The 12,549-nt window shown below is 60.0% G+C and carries 12 protein-coding genes; 5 read left to right on the top strand and 7 right to left on the bottom strand.

Features of this window, described 5'->3' with window-relative positions:
- Positions 1 to 36 precede the first annotated feature (36 nt).
- Both K0H47_RS02110 and K0H47_RS02115 read right to left on the bottom strand, forming a co-directional pair.
- Positions 37 to 519 carry a GAF domain-containing protein gene (locus K0H47_RS02110; RefSeq protein WP_063032061.1) on the bottom strand — a complete coding sequence of 161 codons (483 nt, stop codon included), beginning with the start codon at positions 517 to 519 and terminating at the stop codon, positions 37 to 39.
- Complete coding sequence (locus tag K0H47_RS02115; RefSeq protein ID WP_063032063.1) at positions 516 to 1,406, bottom strand: ATP-binding protein; 891 nt, start codon at positions 1,404 to 1,406, stop codon at positions 516 to 518. Before K0H47_RS02115 ends, K0H47_RS02110 begins: the two co-directional genes overlap by 4 nt.
- Before the next feature lie 167 nt (positions 1,407 to 1,573).
- On the opposite strand from K0H47_RS02115, the gene K0H47_RS02120 reads away from it, so the two are divergent.
- Positions 1,574 to 3,883: a response regulator gene (locus K0H47_RS02120; RefSeq protein WP_063032065.1), complete on the top strand. Its 2,310-nt coding sequence runs from the start codon at positions 1,574 to 1,576 to the stop codon at positions 3,881 to 3,883.
- Here K0H47_RS02120 and K0H47_RS02125 read toward each other — a convergent pair.
- The 3 genes from K0H47_RS02125 to msrB all read right to left on the bottom strand — a co-directional run bounded on the left by K0H47_RS02125 (position 3,867) and on the right by msrB (position 5,326).
- Positions 3,867 to 4,319 carry a MarR family winged helix-turn-helix transcriptional regulator gene (locus tag K0H47_RS02125; RefSeq protein ID WP_017479956.1) on the bottom strand — a complete coding sequence of 151 codons (453 nt, stop codon included), beginning with the start codon at positions 4,317 to 4,319 and terminating at the stop codon, positions 3,867 to 3,869. The two genes, K0H47_RS02120 and K0H47_RS02125, sit on opposite strands and share 17 nt — an antisense overlap.
- Positions 4,316 to 4,801: a glutathione peroxidase gene (locus K0H47_RS02130; protein ID WP_003209061.1), complete on the bottom strand. Its 486-nt coding sequence runs from the start codon at positions 4,799 to 4,801 to the stop codon at positions 4,316 to 4,318. The genes K0H47_RS02125 and K0H47_RS02130 overlap by 4 nt, the downstream gene beginning before the upstream one ends.
- Before the next feature lie 132 nt (positions 4,802 to 4,933).
- Positions 4,934 to 5,326, bottom strand: a complete 393-nt coding sequence (gene msrB / locus K0H47_RS02135; protein ID WP_010176145.1) for a peptide-methionine (R)-S-oxide reductase MsrB — start codon at positions 5,324 to 5,326, stop codon at positions 4,934 to 4,936.
- Between the two features lie 202 nt (positions 5,327 to 5,528).
- Between msrB and K0H47_RS02140 the strand changes: the two genes are divergently transcribed.
- Positions 5,529 to 6,740 (top strand): pyridoxal phosphate-dependent aminotransferase, encoded by a 1,212-nt coding sequence (locus tag K0H47_RS02140; RefSeq protein WP_063032067.1) that lies wholly within the window; start codon positions 5,529 to 5,531, stop codon positions 6,738 to 6,740.
- Positions 6,741 to 7,054: 314 nt separating this feature from the next.
- On the top strand, positions 7,055 to 7,942 hold the full coding sequence (htpX, locus tag K0H47_RS02145; protein ID WP_003209055.1) for a protease HtpX: 888 nt from the start codon (positions 7,055 to 7,057) through the stop codon (positions 7,940 to 7,942).
- 52 nt (positions 7,943 to 7,994) lie between these two features.
- Here htpX and K0H47_RS02150 read toward each other — a convergent pair whose 3' ends face one another.
- Positions 7,995 to 8,651 (bottom strand): thiopurine S-methyltransferase, encoded by a 657-nt coding sequence (locus K0H47_RS02150; protein ID WP_219271834.1) that lies wholly within the window; start codon positions 8,649 to 8,651, stop codon positions 7,995 to 7,997.
- 101 nt (positions 8,652 to 8,752) lie between these two features.
- On the opposite strand from K0H47_RS02150, the gene K0H47_RS02155 reads away from it, so the two are divergent.
- Positions 8,753 to 9,520: a class III extradiol ring-cleavage dioxygenase gene (locus tag K0H47_RS02155; RefSeq protein ID WP_177027325.1), complete on the top strand. Its 768-nt coding sequence runs from the start codon at positions 8,753 to 8,755 to the stop codon at positions 9,518 to 9,520.
- Between the two features lie 69 nt (positions 9,521 to 9,589).
- On the opposite strand, the gene K0H47_RS02160 is transcribed toward K0H47_RS02155, so the two are convergent.
- Positions 9,590 to 11,263 carry a DEAD/DEAH box helicase gene (locus K0H47_RS02160; RefSeq protein WP_003209050.1) on the bottom strand — a complete coding sequence of 558 codons (1,674 nt, stop codon included), beginning with the start codon at positions 11,261 to 11,263 and terminating at the stop codon, positions 9,590 to 9,592.
- Positions 11,264 to 11,686: 423 nt separating this feature from the next.
- Between K0H47_RS02160 and K0H47_RS02165 the strand changes: the two genes are divergently transcribed.
- Positions 11,687 to 12,478: a crotonase/enoyl-CoA hydratase family protein gene (locus K0H47_RS02165; RefSeq protein ID WP_177070694.1), complete on the top strand. Its 792-nt coding sequence runs from the start codon at positions 11,687 to 11,689 to the stop codon at positions 12,476 to 12,478.
- The last annotated feature ends 71 nt before the right edge of the window (positions 12,479 to 12,549 follow it).

Raw genomic sequence — 12,549 nt, forward strand, 5'->3', positions numbered from 1 at the left:
GCGAGCTTGCTCGCTCCTACAAAAAGACTCAGTCCATCAGCAATCGGTCAACCGCAGGAAAATCGCCGCCAACTGCTCGATGCCGGCCTGATCCTGCGGGGTAAACCGCGACAGCGACGGGCTGTCCAGGTCCAGCACACCAATCAAGCGCCCGTCCTTGACCAGCGGAACCACCAGCTCGCTGTTGGACGCGCTGTCACAGGCGATATGCCCCGGGAATGCATGCACGTCTTCCACCCGCTGGGTTTGCCGCGAGGCCGCTGCCGCACCGCACACACCGCGACCAAACGGAATGCGCACACAGGCGATCTGCCCCTGGAAAGGCCCGAGCACCAACTCTTCATTGCGGTTGAGGTAGAAGCCCGCCCAGTTCAAGTCATCCAGCTGGTTGAACAGAAACGCCGAAAACTGCGCCGCATTGGCGATGAAATCCCGCTCATCCGCCAACAGCGATTCCAACTGTGCATGAAGCATGGCGTAGCCATCAAGGCCGACTCCGGACTGTTGCAAATCGATCATGGTTGACGCTCCAACAACTTGAGGCCCACCCAATAGCGGGCGAACTGATAGGCACAACGGCCGTTGCGATTGCCACGCCCGGTTGCCCAGCGCACCGCTAGGATGTCCAGCTCTTCATCGCGCTGCCACTGCAAACCGGCCTTGTTCGCCAACTCACCGATCCAGTGCTCGACCACATCCAGGAAGTGCTCCTGATTGAACGGGTAGAACGACAGCCACAAACCAAAACGGTCAGACAGGGCAATCTTGTCCTCCACCGCTTCGTTCGGATGCAGTTCGCCGTCTATCGTTTTCCAGTTTTCGTTATCGCTCTGGTTCTCGGGCACCAGGTGACGACGGTTGGAGGTGGCATACAACAGGACGTTTTCCGGCGCCTGCTCCAGGGAACCGTCGAGTACACTCTTGAGCACCCGGTAATCGCTCTCGCCGGCTTCGAAGGACAGGTCATCGCAGAACAACACAAAGCGCTGTGGCAATTTGATCAGTTGCTCGACCACTCGCGGCAGGTCCGCCAGGTGATCGCGCTCGATCTCGATCAGGCGCAAACCGGCCTTGGCATGCTGGGCCAGCAAGGCGCGCACCATGGACGATTTACCGGTGCCGCGCGAACCCCAGAGCAACGCATGGTTGGCCGGCAGGCCGTCGAGAAACTGCTGGGTGTTGCGGGCCAATTGTTCGCGCTGTTTATCCACGCCGATCAAGTCGGACAGGCGCATGTCCAGGCTGACTTCCAGCGGCAATAAAAAGCCGCTGCGACCTTCGCGCTGCCAGCGGGCAGCCAGGCAATGGTTCCAGTCAACGGCCTCGCGTGGCGCGGGTAACAAGGGCTCCAGGCGAGCCAGTACCGCGTCGGCACGCTCAAGAAAGGCATTCAATCGAGAATCCACGACTATTCCTCTGGCAAGTTCTTGTAAAAGATGGCGTATTGGCAACCCTGGGGCAGACCGTGCAGGGCTGCACCGAATAAAATCGATTCATGCCGGGCAAGTTTGAGCCTGTGGATGTTCAGCTATGCTTGCCGGGCGAAAGGAAACGTAAAGTGGTACAGCACCCGATGGATATCAAGTTCGCCCACCGCTTGTCTTATAAACAAGCCAGACTGACAGTGCTGGTCGGATTCGTCTTGGGAACCTTGCTCAGCCTGATACAGATTGGGATTGATTATGCCAGCGAAGACGCTTCCATCAACCGGGAAATACGTGCGCTGATTGAAATCAGCCATAACCCGGCTTCACGCATCGCCTATAACATCGACGCCGAACTGGCCCAGGAGCTGACCCTGGGGCTTTTGCACTCCCCTGCCATCACCCGCGCCCAACTGATCGACAACAACGGTTTGGTACTGGCCGATGTCCAACGCCCGCGCAAGGAAAGCAGCTACCGTCCCATCAGCGACTTCCTGTTTGGCGCCAACCGCCAATTCGAAGACCGGCTGTACCTCACTCATATGCCCAATGACGCCCTTGGCGTATTGCGCCTGGACGTCGACACCTACGCGTTCGGCAGCCGCTTCCTGCGCCGCGCCGAGATTACCCTGCTCAACGGCTTTGCCCGCAGTCTGATCCTCACCGGCATTCTGTTGGCGCTGTTCTACGTGATGCTGACCAAGCCGCTGGTGCGCATCATCCGCGAGCTGAGCTCACGCAAGCACGAGCGCCTGGACTGCCCGCCGGGGCACGAGCACGACGAGATCGGCGTACTGGTCAACGTTGCCAACCAGCAGTTTGAAAACATGGAGACTGAGATCCAGCAACGCCGACACGCCGAAAACCGCCTGACTGAATACCTCGGGCAACTGGAAGACATCGTTTCTGCGCGCACCACCGAACTCAAGGCCATCAATCATCGACTGACGCTGTCGAACGACGAACTGGAAGCGGCGAAGATGACGGCCCTGTCCATGGCCCAGGCACGGGCAGCGTTCCTCGCCAACATGAGCCATGAAATCCGTACGCCGCTCAACGGCCTGCTGGGGATGATCGCCCTCTCCCTCGACAGCCCGCTGAATGCCGAGCAACGTCAGCAACTGTCGATCGCCCATGACTCGGGCAAAGTACTGGTGGAGTTGCTCAACGATATCCTCGACCTGTCCAAGTTCGACGCCGGCCAACTGGAACTGGAAAGCATCCCGTTCGACCTTGGCTCGCTGGTGGAAGACACCGCCAACCTGCTCTCGCAAAACGCCGCACCCAGCGTGGAGCTGACGTGCCTGATCGACCCGCAGTTTCCCGCCCAAGTGCTGGGCGACCCGACGCGGGTACGGCAGATCGTCAGCAATTTGCTGTCCAACGCCCTGAAGTTCACGCGCTTTGGCCGGGTGGACGTGCGCCTCAGCGCCCAGGCCGGCCGGGTCAAAATCGAGGTGTGCGACACCGGTATCGGGATTGCGCAGGATGCTCAGGTCAAAATCTTTCAGCCGTTCACCCAAGCCGGTGCGGGCATCACCCGCCAGTTTGGCGGCACCGGCCTGGGCCTGGCGCTGACCCACAACCTGTGCGAGGCCATGAAGGGCCGCCTGAGCATCAGCTCCGAGGCCGGCTTTGGCAGCCAGTTCTGCGCCGACCTGCCACTGCCGACACATTTACCGGCTGTGCGCCTGGCGCCGCTGGCTGGGGACGTGATCGCGATCACCAGCAGCAGTAGCGGCCTGGCGGAACTGCTCAATAGCCTGCTGCCGAGTTGGGGGCTGACGCCGCGCTGCTACTCCATTGACGATGACTTGAGTGGGCAGAACCCTGACCTGTTGATCACCGACTGCCCCGAATGCCTGTTTCGCCTGCGCCCGTCGATCACCGCTCCGATCCTGGTGGTGACCGCCTACGGCAACTTCATGCCCAGCGAAGAAGTCGCGGCCCTGGCGCCGCTGCAACAACAAGCCCGGCCCCTGAGCCGCACGGCGCTGTATCAGATTCTGCAACGCAACCTGCGCATCGATCCGGACGTGGTGCTTGACCTGATCCAGCTGGAAACCGGCCCACTCGCTCACCGGGCACGCGTCCTGCTGGTGGAAGACAATCCGGTGAATCAACTGGTGGCCAAGGGCATGCTCGGCAAGCTCGGCTGCGAGGTGATTGTCGCCGCCCACGGTGGCGAAGCCCTCAAGCTGCTGGAAGAACAAAGCTTCGACATGGTGTTGATGGACTGCAATATGCCGGTGATGGATGGCTATGAGGCCAGCCGGCAAATCCGTCGCAGCGGGCGCTGGCCGGACCTGCCGATTGTCGCGCTGACGGCCAACGCCATGTCCGAGGAGCGTGAGCGCTGCCGGGCGGCAGGCATGAATGACTACCTGGCCAAGCCGTTTCGCCGGGAAGAACTCAAGGCGTTGCTCGACCTGTGGGTGCCGACTACGACAAGTCTTTGATCTGTCGCAACAGCTGATCCAGGCCGTCACGCAAGGCATCGGCCTGGTTCAGGTCAACCCCGCTGTCACACAACAGGCGGGCCTTCAGCGGCTGTACCTGGTCACGCAAGTGTCGACCTTCATCGGTCAGGCTCAGGTGCACTTCACGCTCATCCTGCGCACTGCGCTGACGCCGCACCAGAGCCAGCTGCTCCAGGCGCTTGAGCAGCGGCGTCAGCGTGCCGGAATCCAGCATCAAGCGCTCGCCCAAGGCCTTGACCGTAGGCTGCGACACCGCTGCAGCCTGCCATTCCCACAACACCAGCATCACCAGGTATTGCGGGTAGGTCAGCCCCAACTGATCGAGCATCGGCTTGTAGGCCCGGGTAACCGCGCGGGAGGCGGCGTAGAGCTTGAAGCACAGTTGGTCGTCAAGTGCCAAAGACAGGTCGGTCATTTGAGCAGGGCTTCAATCTCTTGGGTCAGGTCCTGAGGCTTGGTGGTCGGGGCAAAACGCTTGACCACCTGGCCGTCGCGGCCGATCAGGAACTTGGTGAAGTTCCACTTGATGCCCTTGGAGCCCAGCAAACCCGGGGCCTGTTTTTTAAGCTGCACGAACAATGGGTGAGCATCGCTGCCGTTGACGTCGATCTTCTTGAACAGCGGGAAGCTGACACCGAAGTTCAGCTCGCAAAACTCGGAAATGGCGCCTTCGTTGCCCGGTTCCTGCTTGCCGAACTGGTTGCAGGGAAAGCCCAGCACCACCAGCCCCTGGTCCTTGTAATGCTGCCAGAGTTCCTCAAGCCCTTTGTATTGCGGGGTGAAGCCGCACTTGCTGGCAGTGTTGACCACAAGAATCGCCTTGCCGGCGAAATCGGCCAAGGTCTTTTGCTCACCCTTGATGGTGGTGCATGGGATGCTCAGCAGGTTGTCGCTCATGGCAGTGCCTCGGAAGAAATGAGAAGAACTGAACGATAGTAGGCAATTCAATTGTGTGCAATTTAATTGCTCGGACTTATACCTTGATATAAAGGTCCCTGCGGACGCGAAGGCCCGCAGGAGCTTGACGGTTTAGCGCGGCACCAGATCCAGGCACACCGAATTGATGCAGTAACGCAACCCGGTCGGCGGCGGACCGTCCGGGAACACGTGGCCCAGGTGCGCATCGCATTTGGCGCAAGTGACTTCAGTACGGATCATGCCGTGGCTGATGTCGCGAATCTCGACCATTGCCTGCTCGGCAATCGGCTCGTAGAAGCTGGGCCAGCCGCAGCCGGAGTCAAACTTGGCCCTGGAATCGAACAGCGGCTCATTGCAGCAGATGCAGTGGTAAACGCCGTCGGTCTTGGTGCCGTTGTACTTGCCGCTGAACGGTCGCTCGGTGCCTTTGAGGCGGCACACGTTGTACTGCTCCGGGTCGAGCATGGCTTTCCATTCATCAACGGTTTTCTGCAACTTTTCCATCGGTACACCTCGGCAACTGAAAAAGCCTGATCTGTGTCTTTTCCATGGATCAGGCGGCACGTATGATTGCGCCTCTTCAAAGCGCCAGTCTGGCACCCGCGTTACCGGCATTCAAACGTATTTATGGGTCAGGCCAACGCAGGATTCTCAGCACGGTAGTCCTCACACCGTCTGGATCGTTCATTTTCAGGATCACATCGCCATGCAGGTCAGCAAATCGAACAAGCTCGCCAACGTCTGCTACGACATTCGCGGCCCAGTGCTCAAGCACGCCAAACGCCTGGAAGAGGAAGGCCATCGCATCCTCAAGCTGAACATTGGCAACCCGGCACCCTTTGGTTTCGAAGCGCCGGACGAAATCCTCCAGGACGTGATCCGCAACTTGCCGACCGCCCAGGGCTACAGCGACTCCAAAGGCCTGTTCAGCGCGCGCAAGGCCGTCATGCAGTACTACCAGCAGAAGCAGGTTGAAGGTGTCGGCATCGAAGACATCTACTTGGGCAATGGCGTGTCCGAGCTGATCGTCATGTCCATGCAGGCCCTGCTCAACAACGGCGACGAAGTGCTGGTGCCCGCCCCCGACTACCCGCTGTGGACCGCCGCCGTCACCCTGGCCGGTGGCCATCCGGTGCATTACCTGTGTGACGAGGGCGCGGACTGGTTCCCGGACCTGGCCGACATCAAGGCCAAGATCACGCCGAACACCAAGGCCCTGGTGATCATCAACCCGAACAACCCCACCGGCGCCGTCTACTCCAAGGAAGTGCTGCTGGGCATGCTCGAACTGGCGCGCCAGCACAACCTGGTGGTGTTCTCCGACGAGATCTATGACAAGATTCTGTACGACGACGCCGTGCACATCTGCACCGCCTCCCTGGCGCCGGACCTGCTGTGCCTGACCTTCAACGGCCTGTCGAAGTCCTACCGGGTGGCGGGTTTCCGTTCCGGCTGGATCGCGATTTCCGGTCCCAAGCACAATGCCCAGAGCTACATTGAGGGCATCGACATGCTGGCCAACATGCGCCTGTGTGCCAACGTGCCGAGCCAGCACGCCATCCAAACCGCGTTGGGCGGCTACCAGAGCATCAACGACCTGGTGCTGCCACAAGGCCGCCTGCTGGAGCAGCGCAACCGCACCTGGGAACTGCTGAACGCAATTCCGGGCGTCAGCTGCGTCAAGCCCATGGGCGCGTTGTATGCCTTCCCGCGGATCGACCCGAAAGTGTGCCCGATCCTCAATGACGAGAAGTTCGTGCTCGACCTGCTGCTGTCGGAAAAGCTGCTGGTGGTCCAGGGCACAGCGTTCAACTGGCCGTGGCCGGATCACTTCCGGGTGGTCACCTTGCCGCGGGTGGATGACTTGGAGATGGCCATCGGTCGCATCGGCAACTTCCTGAAGTCTTATCGCCAGTAATGGACATTGCGCTGTACGGCCCAACTGAGGTCGTACAGCGATTATCTGGCAACACTTCTCTGCCCTGCGCGGGCCCCTTCGCCTTTTACACTCAACGGGCCCACCCTTGTTCGGGCATCACCCTATAATTACAGGGCCGCAAGGTAATGGAGCGAGACAGCCGAGCCGCCTCAAACCTCGGAAATTCCCTTCAAGGCTCTACATTCAGGCTGTAGGACACAGTTTGAAATAGTCCCTCGGTTGAATAGCCCCATGCTGCACCTTATATACCCCGCAGTACGCGACATATTTAGCATGAGGAGAATTCTACAACCATGATGCGCATTCTGCTGTTCTTGGCCACTAACCTGGCGGTCGTGCTGATTGCCAGCATCACGCTGAGCCTTTTCGGCTTCAATGGGATCATGGCGGCCAACGGGGTTGATCTGAACCTCAATCAGCTGCTGATCTTCTGTGCGGTCTTTGGTTTTGCCGGTTCGATTTTCTCGCTGTTCATCTCCAAGTGGATGGCGAAGATGAGCACCAGCACCCAGATCATCACCCAGCCACGTACCCGTCATGAGCAATGGCTGCTGCAAACCGTCGAGCAATTGTCCCGCGAAGCCGGGATCAAGATGCCTGAAGTCGGGATCTTCCCGGCCTATGAAGCCAACGCCTTTGCCACCGGCTGGAACAAGAACGACGCCCTTGTGGCCGTCAGCCAGGGTTTGCTGGAGCGGTTCTCGCCGGATGAAATCAAGGCGGTGCTCGCCCACGAGATCGGCCACGTAGCCAACGGTGACATGGTCACCCTGGCGCTGGTCCAGGGCGTGGTGAACACCTTCGTGATGTTCTTTGCGCGGATCATCGGCAACTTCGTCGACAAGGTGATCTTCAAGAACGAACAAGGCCAGGGCATGGCCTACTACGTGGCGACCATCTTCGCCGAACTGGTGCTGGGCTTCCTCGCCAGCTCGATCGTGATGTGGTTCTCGCGTAAACGGGAATTCCGCGCAGACGAAGCCGGCGCTCGCCTGGCCGGTACCGGCGCCATGATCAGCGCCCTGCAGCACCTGCGCTCCGAACAGGGCTTGCCGGTGCATATGCCGAACACCCTGACGGCCTTTGGCATCAACGGTGGCATCAAGCAAGGCATGGCTCGCCTGTTCATGAGCCACCCACCGCTGGAAGAGCGGATTGACGCACTGCGTCGTCGCGGCTGACAGCGACAAGAAGAAGGGGCGATTTGATCGCCCCTTTTTTTGTGGGTGCGATTCAGCCCTTGGCCAACCGATACACCCGCTCTTCGAGGCGCGTGACGCCGTCCTGAACAAACTTCCAGCTGTCACCCAGGATGTCCTGCTCCTCGAGTACATCCAGGCCCCATTGCGCACCAAGCAGCAGCCTCGCCTCCTCATCACTGACCGCAAACGGCGGGCCTGCCTTCTGCGCCTGTTCATAGTCGAGGGTGATCAACAGGCCACGGCTGCCTCCCGCCAGGAGCCCGTTCAAGTGCGCGGCATACTGCTCCCGCATCAACGGCGGCAGGGCAATCAACGCCGCTCTGTCGTAAAGCGCCCGGCAATCAGCCACTGCGCCAGCATCCAGCGCGAAGAAATCCCCACACCAGAGTTCGATGGAGCCCGCCTGAAAGACCTTGAAGGCACCCCGCTGACTGATTTGTGGCGTCAGTTCCTGCTCGCTGAAAAACTCTTCAACGGCCTTTTCCGACAGTTCAACCCCCATCACCCGATGCCCGACGCTCGCCAGCCACACCAGGTCCAGGCTCTTGCCGCACAACGGCATCAGCACCTGCGCCCCGTTCGCCACGCCCAGGCCGGGCCAATGGCGCAGCAGGTAAGGATTCACCTCGGGCAGATGGAAGCCCGTCTGATTGCGCGCCCAACGCTCATGCCAAAATCCAGGCTCCATAATTAACCCTAAAACTTGATCAAATAGCGCTAAAACTTATATTAGATTTAGATCAATGATCTGATTGAAGATGGTCCCATCTTAACCCTCAGGACCCGATCATGCTCCCCAGCCTGTTTATCTCCCACGGTTCACCAATGCTTGCCCTGGAACCCGGTGCCAGCGGCCCGGCACTCAAGCGCCTGGCAGCCGAGTTGCCACGCCCCAAGGCCATTGTGGTGGTCTCGGCACACTGGGAAAGCCAGGGGTTGCTCGTGACTGGCAGCGCCGCGCCCGAGACCTGGCACGACTTCGGCGGCTTCCCGCGAGAACTGTTCGCCGTACAGTACCCGGCGCCCGGTAACCCGGCATTGGCCGCCGAGATTGTCCAATTGCTCAAGGCTGACGGCCTGGAGGCGCGGATTGATGACCAGCGCCCCTTCGACCACGGCACCTGGGTCCCGCTGTCGCTGATGTACCCGGCGGCCGATATTCCAGTGGTGCAGGTATCGCTGCCAAGCCGTATGGGCCCTGCCCTGCAAACCCGTGTCGGCCACGCACTGGCGAGCCTGCGGGAACAAGGCGTGCTGCTGATCGGCTCCGGCAGCATTACCCACAACCTCGGCGAACTGGACTGGCATGCCGGGCCGGAGAGCATCGAGCCCTGGGCCCGGGATTTTCGCGATTGGATGGTCAGCAAGCTGGCGGCCAACGATGAAGCCGCCCTGCACGACTATCGTCGCCAGGCCCCCCATGCCGTGCGCAGCCACCCCAGCGATGAGCATTTGCTGCCGCTGTATTTCGCCCGGGGCGCCGGCGGTGAATTCAGCGCGGCTCACCAAGGCTTTACCATGGGCGCGCTGGGCATGGACATCTACCGTTTCGCCTGATCGCAGGCAAAAAAAATCCCCGAACCAGTCGGGGATTTTTTATGTTCGATCAATCAGCCCAAGGGCGGATCAATCTTCGCGGTAGCGACGCAGCTTCAACTGCTTACCGGCAACGCGAGTGTCCTTCAGCTTGGTCAGGAGTTTCTCCAGCCCATCTTCCGGCAGCTCCACCAGGGAGAAGCTGTCACGCACCTGGATGCGACCGATCGCTTCACGTGCCAGGCCACCCTCGTTGAGGATAGCGCCCAGCAGGTTCTTGGCAGCAATACCATCACGCGCACCCAGCGCGGTACGGCAGCGAGCACGGCCTTCAGCCAATGGAACCGGAGCACGACGCTCACGATCACCACGGTCTGGACGGTCGCCAGTACGTTCTGGACGATCACCGCGCGGAGCGTTGTTCGGCACCAGTGGACGTTCTTTCTCGATCGCAGCCAGGGTCAGGGCCTGACCGTTGGTAGCCTTGCGCAGCAGGGCTGCAGCCAGGGCACGCGGGGTGCAACCGATATCGGCAGTCAGGCGGTCCAGCAGGTCGCCGTGGGTCGATTCAGCGTCAGCCACCAGCGGCGACAGGCTGTTGGTCAGTTTCTTGATGCGGGCATCGAGAACAGCCTGGGCATCCGGCAGGCGGACTTCGGCAACTTTCTGACCGGTTACACGCTCGATCACTTGCAGCATGCGGCGCTCACGTGGAGTCACCAGCAACAATGCACGACCTTCGCGACCGGCACGGCCGGTACGGCCGATACGGTGAACGTAGGACTCTGGATCGTAAGGCATGTCAACGTTGAACACGTGAGTGATACGTGGAACGTCGAGGCCACGAGCGGCAACGTCGGTCGCCACAACGATGTCCAGACGGCCATCCTTGAGGGAGTCGATCACACGCTCACGTTGGTTCTGGGCAATGTCACCGTTCAGCGCAGCGGCTTTATAGCCTTTGGCTTCCAGGGCACTGGCCAGGTCCAGGGTCGCTTGCTTGGTGCGCACGAACATGATCAGGGCGTCGAAGTCTTCGACTTCCAGCAGGCTCAATACAGCCGAGGTCTTCTGGTCAGCGTGAACCAACAGGTGAGCCTGTTCGATCGCGGTAACGGTCTGAGTCTTGGTCTGGATCTTCACGTGTTGCGGATCGCGCAGGTGGCGTTCGGCAATGGCACGGATCGACTGTGGCAGGGTAGCCGAGAACAGTACGGTCTGACGGGTTGCTGGCAGCGCCTTGAAGATGACTTCCAAGTCGTCCATGAAGCCCAGCTTGAGCATTTCGTCAGCTTCGTCCAGAACCAGGTGGTTCACGGTCGACAGCACTTTTTCGTCGCGACGCAGGTGGTCGCACAGACGGCCCGGAGTGGCGACAACGATCTGTGCGCCGTTACGGATTGCTTTCAGTTGTGGGCCCATAGGCGCGCCGCCGTAAACGGCCACAACGGTAACGCCCGGCATTTGCTTGGCGTAGGTTTCGAAAGCGGTTGCTACTTGCAGCGCCAACTCACGGGTTGGCGCCAGGATCAGGGCTTGCGGCTCGCGCTTGGCAGGATCGATGCAGTGCAGGATTGGCAGGGCGAACGCGGCGGTTTTACCGGTACCGGTTTGCGCTTGGCCAATCATGTCTTGGCCGGCCATGATGATCGGGATCGATTGCTGCTGAATAGCCGAAGGTTCTTCGTAGCCAGTCGCGATGACGGCAGCAAGAATATTCGGGTTAAGATTAAAAGCGGCGAAGCCGCCGGTTTCCTGGGTCATGGGTCTGCCTCTAAGTGCATCCGCAAAGACCCATGCTCCAAAGCTGCGCATGCCGTGTTGAGACTCAAGAGTCGCCCTGGCTGCTTTGTCGGCGGGGATTTGCGAAAACGAATGAATGAAAAAGATTCGTCAAGGAAGAGTCCGCTATGCGGACGTGCAGCCGAAGCTGACTTCGGGGAATTGCGCTACCTAAACGCGGCCCGGTTAAAGGCCGGCGCGCACTATACCGGAAATCGCTGAAAAAGGGAGCTTTTTTTATCGGAAAACACAGGTGAACGGCTCTGCATCAAAGGCTTTGCGCATTGCGGTGAGCGGGTCTATTTTTCAAAGGCCCGGCCCTGTTGGTCATGACGCTTAAACGGTTCACCCTTAACAGCGGGCCCTTCGGTCCGAAACCTCCCTTTGCGCCCGAGGGCACACCCCATGAACCAAGCCACCAGCAGCCGCGTCAGCCGTGAACAGCAGGGTCATATCCTGTTGTTGGGTCTGGATCGCGTGGCCAAGCGCAATGCGTTCGACCTGGAATTGCTCAATGAGCTGAGCCTTGCGTATGGCGAATTTGATCGCAACGAGGAGGCGCGGGTGGCCATTGTCTTCGGGCATGGCGATCATTTTACCGCTGGGTTGGACCTGGCCAATGTCGGCCCAACAATGGCACAAGGCTGGCAACCGCCGTTGGGCGGTTGTGATCCGTGGGGAGTTTTCGCGGGGCCCCGGGTCAGTAAGCCGGTGATTGTTGCGGCTCAGGGGTACTGCCTGACCATTGGTATCGAGTTGATGTTGGCGGCGGATATCAACCTGTGTGCCAGCAATACCCGCTTTGCGCAGATGGAGGTGCAGCGTGGGATCTTTCCTTTTGGAGGAGCGACGTTACGTTTTCATCAGATCGCGGGGTGGGGGAATGCCATGCGCTGGTTGCTCACCGGGGATGAGTTTGATGCTCATGAAGCGCTGCGGTTGGGGTTGGTACAGGAGGTGATGGCCAGCGAGGATTTGTTGCCCCGGGCGGTGGTGCTGGCGAATCGCATTGCACAGCAGGCACCGCTGGGGGTGCAGGCCACGCTGATGTCGGCGCGCCAGGCACGGATCGAGGGGGAGACCGCGGCGGCGGCCGGGTTGCCCGTTTTGGTGGAGAAACTGCTGAACAGTGAGGATGCCAAGGAAGGTGTACGGGCGATGGTCGAGAAGCGGCCTGGGGTTTTTAAAGGCTGTTGATTGTAGAGGGGGGCTTGGGGCGGGGTACATATCCGTTATTTAGGTAACGGCCACTATTGGTTCCGCTCTTA

Source organism: Pseudomonas sp. Xaverov 83 (assembly GCF_019352905.1).
GTDB classification, from domain to species: domain Bacteria; phylum Pseudomonadota; class Gammaproteobacteria; order Pseudomonadales; family Pseudomonadaceae; genus Aquipseudomonas; species Aquipseudomonas yamanorum.